This is a genomic window from Stenotrophomonas sp. GW821-FHT01H02A (assembly GCF_059422145.1).
Genome location: NZ_JBWKWI010000012.1, coordinates 1 through 18,203 on the forward strand (window position 1 = coordinate 1; position 18,203 = coordinate 18,203).

Consider the following 18,203-nt stretch of genomic DNA (forward strand, 5'->3'; position numbering starts at 1 on the left):
ATTACCACTGCAGATGTCCATCCCTACGCGGGCTTCCTTACAAGCATGAACAACGTACTCGGTCACACATTCCTTGCGCAAATCTAGCTCTGCCTCGCCACTGACGTTACTTTTGGAACTCGTCGCTGACTTTCAGCGACTTCCTTCTCATAATCCTGGCCTCAATGAAAACTCGATTGATCAGAAATATCTCCGTTACGGATCGATCTACCCTGGAAGACCTGATCCTCGTTATGGCGATGAACATAGAAGAGTCGTTGTTGGAAGCGGGAGCTATCGCCGGAAAGGACTACACCTATAAGGATCTTTGGACCATGGCTATGCCGTTCGCCCTCGAAATCTTCAAGGACAAGGAATCTCGTATCACTTTCAGAACAGCCTCAGGCGCCTGACGGCCCGTTCCTTCAGCTATGCCAGCCGTTGTCGCAGCGCGGTTGAGGCGTGCTCAGGGCCGCGCACGCAGCAGCGCCAACCCGAACCCGATGAAGATGGTGCCGACCACGCGGTCGAACACCTTGCGCAATCCGGGCTTGGCCAGATGACCGGCCAGCCCGCGCCCGCCAGCTGCATACACCGTGTACCAGAACATCTCCATCAGCGCGAAGGTGCCCACCAGGATCACGAACTGTGGCAACTGCGGCTGGGTGAGATCGACGAACTGCGGCAGGAATGCCGAGGCGAACAGCAGCAGCTTCGGGTTGCTGATGCCGATGATGAAGCCGTCGCGGAACAGGACGGTGCGTGAGCTCGGCACCAGCGTCGTGGTACTGCCGACGTCGATCGGCGCATCACCGCCGCGCCACGCCTTGATCCCCAAGTACACCAGATACGCCACGCCCGCGTAGCGCAGCACATCGAACACCATCGGCGAGGCCTTGAGCACGGCCCCCAGCCCGGCGGCGGAGAGCGCCAGGGCCAGCACCAGCGCGGTCAGGCACCCGGCCATGGCGGCAGTGCTGCGGCGGAAGCCCACGCGCACGCTGCGGGTCATCACATGCAGCATGTTCGGGCCCGGCGTGCCGCACAGGACGAACACGGTGACGGCGAAGATCCACCAGGTATGCAGGTTCATGGCAACAGACGTCAGGAAGGGGAGGGCCGCCGCGGTGGCCGGCACCTCAATGATGCCTGACGGATGCTGCCCCGGCATGCCGGGCGCGCGAAATGGCCGGTCCGCGCAACAGGGTTGTCCGTCCGGACCGGGCCGGGGCGCCCCTGCGGCGCCCCGGCGTGCCGCTCGTACATCAATCCACGATCAGAACCGCAGGTCCGCGCGCACGTACCAGTAGCGGCCGCGCGGGATGTCGTAGGTCGAGGCGTCATAGCCGTTGAGCGAGCACGACAGGCAGATCGGCGGATCCTTGTCGAACACGTTGTTCAGGCCGGCGCTGAGCTGCAACCCCTTCATCCAGTCGAACTTGTAGCCCACCTGCATGTCATGGAAGGTGGTCGCCGCCAGTTCGTTGGTACCCTCGGCCTGGTTGCTGCAGATCGGGAAGGCCGCCACGTCACCGCAGTCCTCGGTGAGCTTGGAGATGTGGCGCACTGTCCACGAGGCGTTCCAGTTGGACAGATTCCAGCTCACCGTGGCATTGCTGGTCCATTCGGGAATGGAACTGTCGGCCACCTCGACACCGGGCTTCTGCGGCTGCCGCTGGCCGGCCGCGCCCAGCGCCTCATAGCGCCCGACGAAGGTGTTCTGCCAGCCCAGTTTGAACTGGCCGATCTCCGTCTGCGGCAGGGTCCAGAACAGGTCCACGTCCCAGCCGTCGGTCTTGATCGAGCCAAGGTTGGTCAACCGGTTGTTGAAGCTGCTGACCGCACCGGTGGAGGCACGGGTGATGCCATCGCAGTACAGCGGGTCCAGCGTATCCACGCACAGGTCGAGCTGGGTCTGCGCGTTGATCGCCTGGATCGCGCCTTCGATGTGGTGGCGGTAGAACGTCACCTCCACGTCGAACCGCTCCGACCAGGCCGCATTGCTGCCAAACCACGGGCTCCAGACGAAGCCGGCACTGAAGCTGCGCGAACGCTCCGGATCGAGTTCCGCGTTGCCGCCGGTGGTGACCGAGATCTGCGAGTTGGCCTGCTGGAAACCATCGGGCACGCCAAGTGCGGCACAATTGGCCGCGCTGCCGCGTGGCGGTGTGCCCCCCAGCCCGATCGAGCAGGGATCGAACAGCTGCAGATCCGCGCGCGCGGCAGACCCGTACAGCTCGCCGATCGAGGGCGCACGGAAGCCTTCGGCGTAACTGGTACGCAGCACGAAGTCATTGGTCACCTGCCAGCGCAGGCCGTACTTCGGGGTGAACTCGCCACCGAACGTGGAGTAGTCCGAGTAACGGCCGGCCAGGCTCAGGTCGAGCTTTTCGCCGAGCGCACTCTTGGCGAAGATCGGCACGCTCAACTCCAGGTAGGCCTCGTTGACATCGTAGGAACCCGAGGTCGGCAGTGACGGGACGCCGTTGTAATGTCCGATCACGGTCAGCGGATCCGGATCGTAGCGGCCCTCGTACTTGCGGTACTCATACCCGGTGGCGAACGAGACCGGGCCGGCCGGCAGCGTGAACAGCTCGCTGCTGAGGTTGGCGGTGAACAGGCTCAACTCGTTCTGGCTGCGGTCGCGCACCACCGGCTGGATCCAGCGCAGCATCTCCGGCGTGATCGAGCCGACGCCACCGAAGATGTTCAGCGGCACGCAGCCGGGCGTGGCCGCGCAGACCGCTGGATCACCCAATGCCATGTTGACCTTGTAGATGTCGTAGCTGCCGTAGTTGGTCTGCTCGGCCTTGTTCTTGCTGTACATGCCATTGAGGTCCCAGAACCAGCTGCGGTCGGCCGCCTGGAACTGGCCGACCAACCCGGTGGCGAAGTACTGGGTGTTGACCTCCTGCTCGAACACGCGCGGGCCGCCCTCGACCGGACGACGACCGATCAGGCTCATGTTGTCCGATGCCGCCAGGTCGAAGCCGAACGGGTTGTACGGATTGAGCGCGGACACCACGATGTTGTCGGCCAATGGATTGCCGGTGGCGCCATCCGGGCCGAAGAACAGGGGCTCCGGGCCGGCCTGGTTGGTGGACTCGCGACGATTGCCCAGCGCCTTGATGTACCACTGGATGTCGTCGGTGAGGTCGAACCGGAACTGGCCGAAGATGCCCTTCCGCTCGGACGGGGTCAGCACCATGTTGTACTCGGCGAAGTTGAAGCGGTCCGCCGAGCTGAAGCAGTGGTAATCGTCGCTGCGGTCGCAGCCCGCGCTGCCGTCGTAGCGCGGGTTGCTGACGCCGGTGTTCGGCACGATGTCCTGCGCGGCACCGGTGTTGGGGTCGACGAAGGAGAAGCGGCCCTGCGGAATGCCACCGCTGCCGAACGCCAGGCCTGTGCCCGGGATCGGGAACCGCGACTGCTCGCGGTCACGCGCATACACCGGATCCTGCTTGGTCCAGCTCGCCCCCAGGAACAGGCTGTAGCGATCGCCGCTGGTGCCCCAGGCCAGGTCCACGCCCTTCTGGGTACCGTCGCCCTTGCTGTACTCACCGTAGTTCATCGTCACCTGCGCGCCATCGAATTCACGGCGGGTGATGATGTTGACCACGCCGGCGATGGCATCGGAGCCGTACAGCGACGACGCGCCGTCTTCAAGCACCTCGATGCGCTCGACGATCGCCAGCGGAATGGTATTCAGATCGGTCGCCGCGCCCACGCCGGACGCGGAGGATTCATTGACCCAGCGGATGCCGTCGACCAGCACCAGCACACGCTTTGCGCCCAGATGGCGAAGATCGACCTGGGCCGAACCCGCGCCGACACCGCTGCCGTCCGGCGGGAAACCGAAGTTGCCCGACGAATTGAATTTCGCATTGAGCGCCGAGCCGGAGCCGGTCAGCTGCTGCAGCACATCGCCGATCGAGGTCAGGCCGGTGCGTTCGATCTCGGTGCGGGTCAAGGTCTGGACCGGCACCTGCCCCTCCACTTCGGCCCGCTTGATGCGGCTGCCGGTCACTTCCACGCGGTCCAGATCGGTCGTACTGCGTGGTGCGTCCTGCGCGCTGGCCAGGGCCGGCGCAGCCAGCAGCAGGCACAGCGATACGGCAACCGCCAATGGGCGGTGATGCAGGTTGTTCATTCGCTCTCTCTCCAAAGGAATGTTGGGCTTGACTGCCGCTCCCCCCTGCATGGCGGCAGTGTCTCCTTTGTAAACAACTTGTAAATGTGAAGGAGTGACGCGCGCCTCACTTTCACGTGGAATCGACAAAGCCGACTACGCAATGGCGGCATTCGGAAGTCACGTGAGCCTGGGCCTGGCGATAAAAAATGCCGTTGTTTCCAAGGGCGTTTGGCCTCTGCCAGGCATCATCAGGCGACTACTGGACGAAGGCGTTCCGCTCCATGCCTGGCTTGTTCGCGGCCGCCAGAACCCTGGCCATTACGTCATCGTGCGTGTCGGGATCGGCTGCGAAGCGCAGCGCATGCCATGGCAGGGATCCGTTCATGCTCGAGTCGGCTTGCCCTCACCGCCTTTCACCGGGCCCCGTTATGCTTTCGGCATGACTCGACTTCCCCTCTGTTTTTTCAGTGCGACCGTCCTGCTGGCCTGCTCCGGGGTCAGCCCGGTGGCCGATGCCCAGAACCTGGATGCGCAGCGCGCGCAGCTCAAGGCCGTGATCGACAACGCCGAGCGCGGTCAGTTCGACCCGGCCCAGGCCGCGGCACTGAGCAAGCACCCCCTGTATGGCTGGGTGGAATTCGCCAACCTGCGACGCAACATCGATACGGTCAGCAACGTGCAGGCGCAGGATTTCCTCAAGCGCTACAACGGTCAGGCTGTCGCCACCAGCTTCCGCAACGTCTGGCTGCCGGCGGTGGCCAGGCGCCAGGATTGGCCGACGCTGCTGGCCAACTGGACGGACACCTCCAATGTCGGCCTGCGCTGCGCCCAGCTCAATGCGCGCCAGGCCACCGGCAAGGCCGATGCGCAGTGGGTCACCGAGGCGCAGGCGATCTGGCGCAGCACCGGCAAGTCGTTGCCCGATGCCTGCGATCCGGTGTTTGCAGTCCTGGATGCCAAGGGGGGCATGAACGCCGAGCTGCGCTGGGCGCGCATCGATGCCGCGGCCGACGAGCAGCAGCCGGCGGTGATGCGCAGCGCCGCGCGCGGGCTCCCTGCTGCCGATCTCGCGCTGGCCAACACCTATGCCGCCTTCGTCGACAAGCCCAATGCCAGCGCACTGAACTGGCCACGCAATGAGCGCAGCCGACGCATCGCCACCGATGGCCTGGCCAAGCTGGCCAAGGCCGATCCGGGCGCGACCGAGCAGCAGCTGCCGCAGTACGCCGATGCCCTGCAGCTGAGCGCCGCGCAGCGCGCGCAGGTGCTCTACCAGATCGCGTTGTGGACGGTGGCCTCGTATGGTCCCGAGTCCGCCCGTCGCCTCAATGCGGTACCCGAATCGGCCTACGACGAGCGCCTGCACGAATGGCGCGCGCGCGAAGCGCTGGCGCGTGGCGACTGGCCGGCCGCGCTGACCGCGATCCGCAAGATGGGCGCCACCCAGCGCGCCGATTCGCGCTGGCGCTATTTCGAAGCGCGCATGCTGGACAAGACCGGCAAGCGCAGCGAGGCCCAGGCGGTGTACCGCGATGCCGCCCGCGCCGCCACCTTCCATGGCTTCCTGGCCGCCGACCAGCTCGGCCAGAGCTACACGCTGTGCCCGTGGGAACCCAATGACAGCGCGCAGGCGCAGGCTGCGGTGGCCCGCGACCCGGCGATCGTGCGCGCGATGGAACTGTTCAAGATCGAGCGTGCCGGCTGGGCCGTGGCCGAGTGGAACGACGCGCTGAGCCGCTATGACACCACGCAGCGCCGCCTAGCGGTGGAAGTCGCCCGCGACAACGGCTGGTTCGACCGTGCAGTGTTCTCGCTCGGCAAGACCCCGGACGAGCAGCGCCTGTATTCGCTGCGCTTCCCACTGCACCACGACGACAGCATCCGCCGCGAATCCGCGCGCAATGCCATCGACCCGGCGTGGGTGGCCGCGGAGATCCGCGCCGAGAGCATCTTCAACCCGAAGGCGCGCTCGCCGGCCAACGCGATGGGCCTGATGCAGGTCCTGCCCGCCACCGGCGCAGCGGTGGCCAAATCGATCGGCCTGACCAACTATGGCGGCGCGGCCAGCCTCTACGATGCCGACACCAACATCGCGATCGGCACGGCCTACCTGCGCCAGTTGATGAACAAGTACGAGGGCCTGCCTTACGTCACCATCGCGGCCTACAATGCCGGCCCCACGCCGACCGCGCGCTGGCAGTCGCAGCGACCGGGCTTCGATCCGGACATCTGGATCGAGACCATCAGCTACAAGGAAACCCGCGAATACGTCGCGCGCATCCTGGCCTTCAGCGTGATCTACGATTGGCGCTTGAATGGCGACGCGCTGCCGGTGACCGACCGCATGAACGGGCGGCTGCAGGCCAAGCGCAAGACCTTTACCTGCGCTGCAGACGCCGACAAGGGCGGCGACTGAGCCGGCCGGCTGCCGTGATGCGCACGGCCCTGCCCGACTGCGGCATCATGGCGGCATGAAGATCTATCTGGTTGGCGGCGCCGTGCGCGACCGCCTCTTGCAGCGTTCCCCCGGCGACCGCGACTGGGTCGTCGTCGGGGCCACCCAGGCGCAGATGGAAGCGCAGGGCTACAAGGCCGTGGGCCGCGATTTCCCGGTGTTCCTCCATCCCGACACCGGTGAGGAATATGCCCTGGCCCGCACCGAGCGGAAGTCCGGTCGCGGCTACCGCGGCTTCGTGGTCGATGCCGACCCGTCGGTGACGCTGGAAGACGACCTGCAGCGCCGCGATTTCACCATCAATGCGATCGCCTGCGATGAGGCCACCGGCGCGCTGGTGAATCCGTATGGCGGCGTGCGCGACATCGAGCAGCGCGTGCTCCGCCACGTCGGCCCGGCGTTCGGCGAGGATCCACTGCGTGTCCTGCGTGCGGCCCGCTTCATGGCGCGCTTCGCCCCGCTCGGCTTCACCGTCGCCGCGGAGACGATGGCACTGATGCAGGACATCGCCGCCAGCGGCGAGCTAGATGCCCTCGTCCCCGAACGCGTCTGGCAGGAACTGCGGCGCGCGCTCGCCTCCGCGCGACCGTCTGCGTTCCTGCGCACGCTGCATGACGCTCATGCGCTGGGCGCGATCCTGCCCGAGCTGGAGGCCCTGTATGGCGTGCCCCAGCGGGCCGAGTTCCACCCGGAGGTGGATACCGGCGTGCACCAGGAAATGGTCAGCGACATGGCCGCCCGGTTGGCACCGGGCGATGACCTGGTCGGTTTCGCCGCGCTGACCCATGACCTCGGCAAGGGCCTGACCCCACCGGCCGAATGGCCGCGCCACATCATGCATGAGCAGCGCGGGGTCGCCCCGCTGCGGGCACTGGCCGAGCGCCTGAAGGTGCCGGTCGATCACCGCCAGCTGGCCGAAGCGGTCTGCCGCGATCACCTCAACGTGCACCGCATCGACGAACTGCGCGACGCCACCGTGCTGGAGCTGCTCGGCCGCTGCGATGGGTTCCGCCGTCCCGAGCGCATCGCGCAGATCGCGCTGTGCTGCGAAGCCGACAAGCGCGGCCGGCTCGGCTTCGAGGACAGCGACTATCCGCAGGGTCGAACGCTCAAGCGCCTGCACGAGGCAGCGCTGGCGGTGCAGGCCCGCGACCTGGACTTGAGTGGATTGAAAGGGCCGGCCGTGGGTGAAGCACTGGCCAAGACGCGGGTGAAGGCGATCAGCGCAGTAAGGATGCGCTGACCGCGGGCCACAGCTTGCCAGCGCATGACGCTGGCAAGCCGGACCGCCCCCAGGCGACACCAGAGGTCACCAGGGGTCACCAATCGAAGCGCAGACCGATGTTGCCTTCGATGACCTTGCGCTCCTTCTGCTGGCTGCTTTCCAGATCCCGCGTGTAATCGGCCACGGCGAAGGCGCTCACATTGGCGTTGAAGCGCGCCACCACGCCGACGCCCACTTCCAGCGCGCGCGCGCCCTGCTGGTTGGTCAGCTGATTGGTGCCGAAGTTGATGCGGTCCTCGCCATCGAAGGTCTGCCAGTAGTTCACCTTGAGATACGGCTGCCAGCTGTTGCCGGCCAGGTTGTAGTCGGCCGCCAGGCGCAGGCCGACCCGGCTAGTCCAGGCGTTGTCATTGTCGTAGCTCACCGTGGAAATGCGGTCGGCACTGTCATCCAGTGCGCTGCGCTGCCAGATCACCTGCGCCTGCGGCTCCAGCCACCAGGCCGATTGCCCGAGCTGCAGCAACGGCTTGCCGACTTCCAGTGACGCCGTGATGCCATCGCCGCGCAGGTCGATGCCCAACCCGCGCGCGGACCAGGCGTTGCCGTCGTAACGGCTCTGCATCACCACCGCGTCCAGATAGCCACCTGCACTGCCCACGCGGGTCCAGTACAGGCCGACATGCTTGTCGTCCAGGCGAGTGCGGCCGACGGCGACGTTGTCCCAGCCGATCGCGAAGCCGTTGACGTTGCCCTGCGCGCGGGTGCGCCCGACAAACACGCCGACCTGATTGCGCGCGTGATCATCGGCCGTTGCGAACAGATCCACACCGGCCTGGATGCCCTGGATGTCACCATCGAAGCTGGGCTTGGCATCGCCTTCCCAGTACTGCTCATGGCTCTGGCCGATCATTCGTGCCCACGCGGCGCGGAAACCGCCCTGGCCGGCGGGCATGCGCTGTTCGCCCTGGCGTTCGTGGAAGGTCCCCAGGCTGAGCAGGCTGATCTCGCGCAGCAGCGGCGGCACCACTGCATACGTGGCCGCTTCCACGCGATACAGCGGAATGATGTCGCCTGCCGCCGGCACGGCGCCCGGGGTCGGCGGCACGGCCAAGGGGCCGGGAACGGCCGCCGGCGTGGTCGGCACCGGCGGCGGGGCGTCGGCCTGCGGCGGCGCTACCGGTGACGGTTCGGGCGGCGGCGGCGGCGGCGCGGGCTCGGGCGCGAGGGGGTCCGGGTTCTCCGGTACGTCCGGCGAAGGCGGCGGGGCCAGTGGCGGCGGCGGGGTGCCGGCATCCTGCGGCGGCGGGGGCGGCGGCGTCACCGTCGGCACGCCCGGCGGGGCCGGCGCCGGCGCCGGCGTGACACCGGCCACCAGGGTCGAGCGCAGGTACCAGTTCTCGCTGCTGCCGGCGCTGACGCCGCCCTTGAACAGGAAATACTCGAACGCCCCGGCCGCGATCGGATTGTACAGCGCGAACGCGTTGGGCGCAGTGCTCGCACCGTTGATCGACTGCACGACCAGGATGCCGTCGGCCCTCGTCGCCGCGCCGCTGCCCCCGGTATTGAGGATGCCCAGCCCGGTGCTGCCGCTGGCCACCCCATTGGAGATCACCAGCCGATCCGATGGCGCACCGTCACCGGCCAGCACCGACTGCAGATACACCCCGCCGTTGTTGCCCACGTAATTTCCGTTGACGGTGAACGCATCGCCCGGACCGCTGCTGCTATTGCTCAGATCGATGCGACCGGCATTGATCACGTTGACCTGCTGACCAGCGGTGAACGGGCGCACGTTGGCATTGAGGCCGCCCGCGAAGACGGTACTGGTGCTGTCGATGTCCAGCGTGCCGCCGGTGGTGGTGAAATCGGACAGCACCAGATCGCCATCGAAGGTCAGCTGGCTGCTCTGGCGCAGGTTGATCTGCTCCCAACCAGTGAACCGCGCGACCCCCGTGGTGTTAACGTTGTTCATGGTCAGCAGATCGGTGCCCAGCCCCCCGGTAAACAGCGGGATCGCCCCCAGATGGCTGTTGTTGAGGTTGCTCAGGGTGGTGACGTCGTTGCCCTCGCCCATGTCCACCGTGCCGTAGACCACTCCGCCACCGGACCAGTCCAGACGATCATTGCCGGTACTGGCGCGGATCTCGCCGCGCACGGTGCCGCCGGTGATGGTGATGGAATCATCGCCACCGCTGACGCTGATGTTGCCGCCGATGTAGCCTTCGGAGAGGAGGATGGTGTCGTTGCTGAAGCCTGTGACGAGGTTGCCGTCGATGGTGCCGCCGGACATGTCGAAGGTGTTGTTCTCCAGCTTCATGTTGACCCGGCCGATGCGCCCGCCGCTCATCTCGGCGTAGTCACCATCGTCGAAGCCGCCGATGATCTGGCCGCCGGTCATGCGAAAACGGTCGGTGCCATCGCCCTGCAGCAGCGCCCCGATGGTGCCGCCAGTCATGATGAAAACGTCCTGTCCACCGCCCTGTTGCACGGTGCCGGTGATGGTGCCGCCGCTGATCTCGAGCTGATCGACATCGTCGCCCTGGTCCACCGAAGCCAGCGTGCCGCCGCTCATCAGCAGGACATCGGCGCCCGCCCCCTGGGTGACCGCGCCGGCGATGCTGCCACCGAGCATCTTCAGCCGGTCGTTGCCCAGCCCCTGCGCCAACGTGCCACCGATGCTGCCACCCGGGCGCATGATGGTGGTGTCGTTGCCCGCCCCTTGATCGACGTTGCCGACGATGACGCCGGAAACATCGAGCAGATCATCGCCGTCGCCGAGCAGCGCTGAGCCGGTCAGCCGGCCGTTGACGATCAATGACTGCGCGCCACCCGCGCCGTTAACGTTCGCCGCGCCCCCGCCCTGCTGCTGCAGCGTTCCGTTGATCTGCAGCGTGGTGGCGTTGGCCATGGTCAGGCTGACGGTCTCCAGCGTATCGTCCAGCACCAGGGTGCCGCCGTTGAGTGTGCTGGCGCCACCCACGCTGTTGAGGCCGGTCAGGGTGAGCGTGCCGGCACCGGCCTTGTCCAGCGCGCCTGTGCCGTTGATGCTGCCGGCATAGCTGCCGTCATCGGGCTGGGTGAAGCGGACCAGGCCATTGTTGGTCACGCCGGGCGGCAGGCTCTGCGCCCGCGCCTCCAGAATGCCGGCCGAATCGACGATCACCGGCCCGGTGTAATTGGCATTGTTGCCGGTGAGTGCCAGGGTGCCCTGCACCACCGTGGCCACGGTCACCCCGGTGATGGTACCGGTCAGTATCCATTTGCCCGCATCGTTCTTGGTCAGCGACTCGAAACCGACGAAATTGCCCGGCAGCGTGGAATCACCGGTGCCGCTCAGGAAGATCGCGTCGTTGCCGGCGCCCCCGCTGAAATTGCCGGTGATCGACGATCCCGTATACAGGCGCAGGATGTCGTTGCCGCCGGCCAGCGAGATGTTGCCGATGACCTGGCCGCGGTTGGTGAAATCCAGCGCGCTGTTGCCGGAGCCACCGATGACCGTGCCCGGTGCCTGAATGATGCCGGTCTCGGTGTTGATCACGGTGTTCAGGCCGGTGGTGTTCTGCGACCAGATCGCCACGGCGTTGTTTGCGCGGATGGTGCCGCTGTTGAGGATGGTGTTGCCCGCGCCCTGGAAGTCGATCACTTCGGCACTGCCCTGGCTACCCAGCGCGAGCACCTCGCCCCCGGCATCGACGGTCAATGTTCCGCCGATGCGGAATTCCAGTGTGTTGCCGCCCGCGCCGAACAGCCCCGGCACGTTGACCGAGGCCGCGCTAACGGTGGCACCGGTGCCGACGTGGATGTTGGCGTTGTCGCGCAGCGAGATGGCGTTGGAGTCCCCCACCATCAGCTCGGCGCCGGCCTGGACATCCACCGTGCGTCCATCCTCGATGGCGATGTTGCCGTTACCGACGCGGGTCGCATAGGGATTGGGTGCGGCCGTGGTGCAGGTGGTGGTGGTGCCGATGGTGACGCAGTCTGCCTGCGCGCCGAACGACGCCAGCACGACGGCACTCCCCAGCAGGCAGCGTGAACGGAGCAGCGTGGCGATGCTGAGCGCGAGGGGGTGGCGGGTGGACCTGGGCATGCGGCTTCCTCTGGACATCACGGAGGGCGGCGGCGTGACAGGTCATCGAAGCCTCCTGCTCCTGACTGCACGCATCACCATGAAGTTCACGACGGCAGCGGACGCTGCCTGGGACTGCATTTCCGGCGGTACAACATCAAGGAGGGGGCAGGCGGCGGGCGGCACACGGGCCACGGCCAGGAACAGGCGGTTTCGTCAATTACGCAGATGTAGTGCGGTACTTTTACTGGTCAACTGTGATGTGAACGTAAAATTCAGACCGTGGATCGCACGCATTCGCTGCGCGCAGAGCGATCCTGCAGGTGGTCGCTCAGATCTTCAGATAGATACGCCGGCGATCCAGCGCCCACACCACGCCCCACCAGAGCGCCACGAAGCCCACCGCGCACGCGAGCGAGGCCAGCTTTGGCACCTGCGGCAACGCGCTTTGCAGGGCATGGAAGGCCCAAGCCCAGGCACCGCTCGCCGCGAGCACCAGCGCCATCGCCGAGGAGCCGAGATAGGCGGCGATCGCATTCACGCCGAAGCGTCGGCCCAGCGCAGGCGCGCCCCAGTGATCGATCAACAGATGGGCCAGCAGCAGCGCGGTCGCGGACAGCCCCCCGGTCCACAGCACGAAACTGGGCGTCCACAACTGCTTGTTGAGAGGCAGCCACAGCGTGGCCAGGGCGCCGACCGCCAGGCAGCCCGCTGCCAGCGCCGCCAGCTGCGGCGCCCTGCCGGCACGCAGCCACGCACCGGCGCGCAGACCGAGCAGCGTGGTGGCGATCGCGCCGAGGCTGCTCAGCAGACCTTCCGGGTCATGCCCCAGGCCGGTGAGCGCGGAATACTTGTAGAGGAACGGGGCGAACAGTGCCGTGTCCAGGCGGCTGGCCGGATTGACCCACGGCTCCATCGAGGTGGCCGAGAGCAGGATCGCTGCATAAGCGACCAGCAGCGCGACGATCACCGCCCATTGCGTGCGCGCCCGCGTGTAAACCGCCAGCACGCCGACCGCGGCCACGCACAGGGCGATGCGCTGCATCACGCCCCACAGCCGATAGGCCGGCAGCTCGAACAACCACCATGCCAGCAGGTGCAGCAGCGCGCCGGCGACCAGGATGCGCAGTGCGCGTTGCAGCACACCACGCACCAACGCCGGGCGCGCGGCCGGATCGGCCGCGCGTGGCGCCAGGCTGAAGGCCATCGAGACGCCGGCGATGAACAGGAACAACGGGAAGATCAGATCGGTCGGCGTGAAGCCATGCCAGTCCGCATGCAGCAGCGGTGCGTAGACATGACTCCAGTCGCCGGGGTTGTTGACCAGCAGCATCGCCGCCACGGTCAGGCCGCGCAGCGCATCGATCGAACCCATCCGTCCCGACGGCGCGGCGCTCATACGTCTTCGCGCTGCCCGGCGATCCAGGTGCTGCGCACCTGCAGGGCATCATCGAGCAGGACCAGATCGGCGTGATGGCCTTCGGCGATGTGTCCGTAACGGTCATCCAGGTTCAGGAACTGCGCGGGATAAGTGGAGGCCATCCGCGCCGCCTCGGCCAGCGATACGCCGAGCAACTGCACGCTGTTGCGGACCGCGGTGGCCATGTCCAGCGCCGAGCCGGCCAGCGAGCCGGCGGCATTGCGCACCACGCCGTCGACCGCGGTGATGACCTCGCCATACAGTTCGTAGCTAGGCTCCTCCGCGCCCACCGGCGGCATCGCATCGGTGACCAGCATGACCTTGCCGCGCGGCTTGGTCGCCAGGGCGACGCGCAGGCTGGCCGGATGCACGTGCACGCCATCGGCGATGATGCCGACCCAGCTGCCCCGATCTTCCAGGGCCGCCCCGACGGCCCCGGGCTCGCGCCCGGTCAGCGGCGACATCGCGTTGTACAGATGGGTGAACCCACGGATGCCCGCTTCAAGGCCCGCACGCGCTTCTTCGTAACTGGCCGCAGTGTGGCCGGCGGCGACCACCACGCCACGCTCCACCAACGCGCGGATGCTCTCCAGCGGCACCCGCTCGGGGGCCAGCGTCAGCAGGGTGACGCCATTGTCCAGCGAGGCGGCCAGGGCGATCTCGGCCGCGTCCGGCACGCGGAACTTGTTCGCATCGTGCGTGCCCTTGCGCGCCGGCGCGATGTACGGACCTTCCAGATGGATGCCGAGCACGCCCGATACGCCCTCGCTGATCGCCTGGCGGGTCGCGGCGATCGCCGCGCGCATCACCTGCACATCGTCGCTGATCAGCGTGGGCAGCAGGCCGGTGGTGCCGAAGCGACGGTGCGCCCGGGCCAGCGTGCGCAACGTGGCGACATCGGGGCTGTTGTTGAACAGCACGCCGCCGCCGCCGTTGACCTGTGCATCGATGAAGCCGGGCAGCAGCCAGCCCCCGCCCAGGTCCACCTGCTCATCGGCCTGGCCGAGCATCGGTGCGGCATCGGAGACCAGCGCGGTGATCCGGCCACTCTCGATCACCACCGCGAGGTCGTCGCGGAAGTCGTCGCCCGCGAGGATGCGGGCGTTGCGCAGGACAGTTTTCATCAGACGGTTTCCGTCACCTTGTTCAGATGCGGCGGCAGGTCGGGGTTATGGCCGCGACGCAGCGCCAGTGCGTTGATCGCGCGGTAGAAGCTCTGGATGGTCAGCAGCGGGGCACACGCCGGGTGCGGCGCGACCGGCAGCGGCAGATCGCCGTCGACATCGACATCGGCCAGCCACACCTGCGCACCGCGCGCGGCGAACTCGCCCAGTACCGCACGGGTGCCGGCGCCGGTTTCATCCGGCTGGGCGAAGGCCAGCACCGGGAAGCCGGGACCGACCAGCGCCATCGGCCCGTGCTTGACCTCGGCCGAACTGTAGGCCTCGGCATGCAGGCCGCAGGTCTCCTTGAACTTCAGCGCCGCTTCCTGCGCGGCCGCCAGGCCGAGGCCGCGGCCCAGCACGAACAGGTTGTGGGCCGGCACCAGGCCATCGGTCAGCGACGACCAGTCGTTGTTCCAGGCCTCGCGCAGCGCATCGGGCAGCGCGCGCAGCGAGGCGATCAGCGCCACGTCCTGAGTCCAGTAGGCCACCAGCTGCAGGATCGCCGACAGCGAGGCCAGGTAACTCTTGGTCGCCGCCACGCTGCGCTCGGCACCGGCACCGAGCGGGATCACCGTCTCGGCCAGCTGCGCCAGCGGCGAATCCTCGACATTGACCAGCGCCACCACGCGCGCGCCGGCGGCGCGGGCCGCTTCGGCGTTGCGCAGCAGGTCCGGGCTCTTGCCCGACTGCGAGATCACGATGTACAGCGCGCCGCGCAGCTTCAACGGTGCTTCATAGACCGAGCCGACCGACGGCGAGGCCGAGGCCGTCACCAGCCCAAGCCGGGTTTCCAGCAGGTACTTGGCGTAGGTGGCGGCATGATCGGAACTGCCCCGCGCGCAGGTCACCACGAACGGCGGCGGGGCCGCACGCAGGCTGGCGGCCAGCGTCTCCACGGCCACCTGGTTGCGCGCGAACTGCGCGGCGATCACATCGGCAGCCTCGGCGGCTTCGCGGTACATCAGGGTGTCGTGGGGAGCAGGCAGGGACATGGGAACTCAGGTCGTTTCAGGAGAGGGAAGCCGTGCACCCTGCGGGCGCATCGGCGCGGTGGAGCCACGTACCACCAGCTGCGGCACGAAGCCCTGGTTCTGCAGCTGCAGCGGCGCGTCGTCGTAGGCATCGCTGCGCAGCTGCGCGATCAGCAGGCGCGCGGCATGCCGGGCGATGTCCTCGGTGGCCTGCTTGGCGGTGGTCAGCGGCGGCCAGGACTGGCGCGAGAACGGGCTGTCCTCGAAGCCGGCGATGGAGAGGTCGTAGGGCACGTTCATGCCGGTGGACTTGGCGGCCGCCAGCACGCCGGCGGCGATTTCATCGTTGGAGCCGAAGATGGCGGTGGGCGGTTCACGTAGTGCCAGCAGGCGCCGCGCGCCCCGGAAGCCGTCATCGAAGGTGTAATCGCCCTGCACCACCAAATGCTTGTCGATGGTCATGCCGTAGTCGCGCAGTGCGGCCTCGTAACCGGCATAGCGCTCGCCACTGGAGCGGTGCGAGGTGCCGCCCCAGAGGAAGCCGATGCGCTGGTGACCCAGCTGGATCAGGTGCTCGGTGATCTCATAGGCGGCCTCGCGGTCGTCGACGAACACACAGGCACCGTCCTGCGGATCGGCGGTGGCGGCGATGATGCGCACCAGCTTGATGCCGCGGGCGGTGAGCGCGGCCACCAGGTCCTTGCGCTCGGACATCGGCGCGGTCAGCACCAGGCCGGCCAGGCGCGAACGCTGCACCCAGTCGGCCAGTTCCTCGGCCAGCATCGGCGAGCTGGAATCGCAGGGGTGGATCTGCAGCCCGAACCCGGTCTCGCGGCAGGCGGCGAGCACGCCGTTCTGCACGCCGATGATGTGGTACGGATTGGGGTTGTCGTAGACCAGCCCGACCACCAGCGTGGTCCCGGTGCGCAGGTTGCGCGCGGCCGGATCGGGCTCGTAATCCAGCTCGGCGATCGCGCGCAGGACGCGCGCACGGGTGGCCTGCATCACCGAGGGCTCGTTGTTGATCACCCGCGAGACTGTCTTCAGCGACACCTTGGCCCGTTCGGCGACATCCTTGATGGTCGCTCTACGCATCGTCTTTTCCTGGCTGACCGGTTGAGCGTCCATGATCGCCGATCACTGCCCGTCGCGGGACAGCCCGACGCGGTGGCCGCGCATCGAATAGAACAGGATGTAGACATAGCAGGGCACCATCAGGCCGGCGAACACCCACTGGAAGTCGAAGTGCTGCTTGAGCACGGCAAACAGCTGGGGAATGATCGCGCCACCGGCGATGGCCATCACCAGCAGGGCCGAGCCGGTCTCGGTGAAGCGGCCCAGGCCGCGGATCGCCAGCGGGAAGATCGCCGGCCACATCATCGCGTTGGCGAAACCCAGGGCGGCCACGAAGCCCACCGACACATAGCCATGGGTGAACAGCGCGCCGATGCAGAACACCACGCCCAGTACCGCCGAGATGCTCAGGTAGCGCGACTGCGACACCAGGTGCGGAATCAGTGCCAGGCCGGCCAGGTAGCCCAGCAGCATCGCCCCCAGGGTGATGGAGGTGAACATCTTGGTCTGGTCCAGCGGCAGGTCGAAGCCGTGCCCATAGGTACCGATCGCATCGCCGGCCATCACTTCCACGCCGACATACACGAACAGGCACAACACGCCCAGCCACAGGTGCGGGAACTGGAAGATGCTGGTGCGCTCGGCGACGCCCGGGGCGCGCGCCGGGGTGGCGTTGGCTTCAGAGGTTTTCAGCTCGGGCAGCGGCGAGAACAGCACGCCCACCGCCAGCACCACCAGCAGCCCGGCCATGGCCATGTACGGCAGCTGGATCTTGGCGGCGAAGTCGTTGAGCAGCACCGTCTTGGCCGCGGCATCGGCCACCTTCACCTGGGCATCCAGATCGCCGATCCCGTGCAGCACCAGCGTGCCGATCAGGACCGGTGCCAGCATGCCGGCGATCTTGTTGCAGATGCCCATCAGCGCGATGCGCCGGGCGGCGGTTTCGATCGGGCCGAGGATGCTGATGTACGGATTGACCGCCGTCTGCAGCAGGGCCAGGCCACTGCCGATGATGAACAGGCCGCTGAGTGCGCCCGGGTACCAGCGCTGCTGGGCGAAGTGGGCGAACACCACCGCACCGGCCGCCATCACCAGCAGGCTCAGGCTCAGGCCCTTCTTCATGCCGGTGCGCTTGAGGATCCACGACGCCGGCAGCGCCAGGAAGAAATACGACAGGTAGAAGACCATCAGCACCAGGAAGGCGCCGACCTCGTCCAGCTCGAACGCAAGCTTGACGAAGGTGATCAACGGGCCGTTGAGCCAAGTGAAGAAGCCGATCAGGAAAAACAGCACGCCGATGATCAGGATCGAGGTAAGCACGCTCGAACGCGCGGAGGCAGCAGGCACGGCAGACATCAAGGAGGCTCCTGCATCGACGGCGCCGGAGCGGCGTCGGAAGAGTGGCTGGGAACAACGTTGTCACATTTATTCGTTGCCGCCGCCGGGTTTGTCAACAACTGGTTCACGCCGTGACCGCGCATTTTCTTTTGCTGCACCTGCGCAATCTGGCGGCAGCGTTGGCCGTGGCCGGACCAGAGGCCCTATTCACGGCAGTTTGCGAAAACATGACGGCAGCGTGATGAAAACGCTTTCCCGCGCAAACCCGCGTTGCGGCGCAGCATCGAAAGTGTGAGATTATCGTTGACATCGTTGTCAGAACGATTACAGACTCCGCCTCAATCGCCGGGTCAGCCCTGGCCACGCCCAACCGATGG

11 protein-coding genes are annotated in these 18,203 nt (G+C 67.0%); 3 read left to right on the top strand and 8 right to left on the bottom strand.

The window, feature by feature from the left end; genetic code table 11:
* Positions 1 to 164: 164 nt before the first annotated feature.
* Complete coding sequence (locus tag AC07WC_RS16285; RefSeq protein ID WP_088432373.1) at positions 165 to 392, top strand: hypothetical protein; 228 nt, start codon at positions 165 to 167, stop codon at positions 390 to 392.
* A 53-nt stretch (positions 393 to 445) separates the two neighbouring features.
* Here AC07WC_RS16285 and AC07WC_RS16290 read toward each other — a convergent pair whose 3' ends face one another.
* Complete coding sequence (locus AC07WC_RS16290; RefSeq protein WP_495210922.1) at positions 446 to 1,072, bottom strand: LysE family translocator; 627 nt, start codon at positions 1,070 to 1,072, stop codon at positions 446 to 448.
* A gap of 183 nt (positions 1,073 to 1,255) precedes the next feature.
* Positions 1,256 to 4,129 carry a TonB-dependent receptor gene (locus AC07WC_RS16295; RefSeq protein ID WP_495210923.1) on the bottom strand — a complete coding sequence of 958 codons (2,874 nt, stop codon included), beginning with the start codon at positions 4,127 to 4,129 and terminating at the stop codon, positions 1,256 to 1,258.
* Between the two features lie 421 nt (positions 4,130 to 4,550).
* Here AC07WC_RS16295 and AC07WC_RS16300 point away from each other — a divergent pair, with 421 nt between their 5' ends.
* Complete coding sequence (locus AC07WC_RS16300) at positions 4,551 to 6,527, top strand: transglycosylase SLT domain-containing protein (RefSeq protein ID WP_495210924.1); 1,977 nt, start codon at positions 4,551 to 4,553, stop codon at positions 6,525 to 6,527.
* A 55-nt stretch (positions 6,528 to 6,582) separates the two neighbouring features.
* Positions 6,583 to 7,809, top strand: coding sequence for a multifunctional CCA addition/repair protein (locus AC07WC_RS16305; RefSeq protein ID WP_495210925.1), 1,227 nt, complete (start codon positions 6,583 to 6,585; stop codon positions 7,807 to 7,809).
* Between the two features lie 76 nt (positions 7,810 to 7,885).
* On the opposite strand, the gene AC07WC_RS16310 is transcribed toward AC07WC_RS16305, so the two are convergent.
* The 6 genes from AC07WC_RS16310 to AC07WC_RS16335 all read right to left on the bottom strand — a co-directional run bounded on the left by AC07WC_RS16310 (position 7,886) and on the right by AC07WC_RS16335 (position 17,844).
* Positions 7,886 to 11,878: an autotransporter family protein gene (locus AC07WC_RS16310; RefSeq protein ID WP_495210926.1), complete on the bottom strand. Its 3,993-nt coding sequence runs from the start codon at positions 11,876 to 11,878 to the stop codon at positions 7,886 to 7,888.
* 310 nt (positions 11,879 to 12,188) lie between these two features.
* A complete protein-coding gene (locus tag AC07WC_RS16315) occupies positions 12,189 to 13,256 on the bottom strand; it encodes an acyltransferase family protein (RefSeq protein WP_495210927.1) in 1,068 nt (355 codons plus the stop codon).
* Positions 13,253 to 14,401 carry an N-acetylglucosamine-6-phosphate deacetylase gene (gene nagA, locus AC07WC_RS16320; RefSeq protein WP_495210928.1) on the bottom strand — a complete coding sequence of 383 codons (1,149 nt, stop codon included), beginning with the start codon at positions 14,399 to 14,401 and terminating at the stop codon, positions 13,253 to 13,255. The genes AC07WC_RS16315 and nagA overlap by 4 nt, the downstream gene beginning before the upstream one ends.
* Positions 14,401 to 15,435, bottom strand: a complete 1,035-nt coding sequence (locus AC07WC_RS16325) for an SIS domain-containing protein (RefSeq protein WP_495210929.1) — start codon at positions 15,433 to 15,435, stop codon at positions 14,401 to 14,403. The genes nagA and AC07WC_RS16325 overlap by 1 nt, the downstream gene beginning before the upstream one ends.
* Positions 15,436 to 15,441: 6 nt before the next feature.
* Positions 15,442 to 16,509, bottom strand: a complete 1,068-nt coding sequence (locus AC07WC_RS16330; protein ID WP_088432334.1) for a LacI family DNA-binding transcriptional regulator — start codon at positions 16,507 to 16,509, stop codon at positions 15,442 to 15,444.
* A 42-nt stretch (positions 16,510 to 16,551) separates the two neighbouring features.
* Complete coding sequence (locus AC07WC_RS16335) at positions 16,552 to 17,844, bottom strand: sugar MFS transporter (RefSeq protein WP_495210930.1); 1,293 nt, start codon at positions 17,842 to 17,844, stop codon at positions 16,552 to 16,554.
* Positions 17,845 to 18,203: the final 359 nt, after the last annotated feature.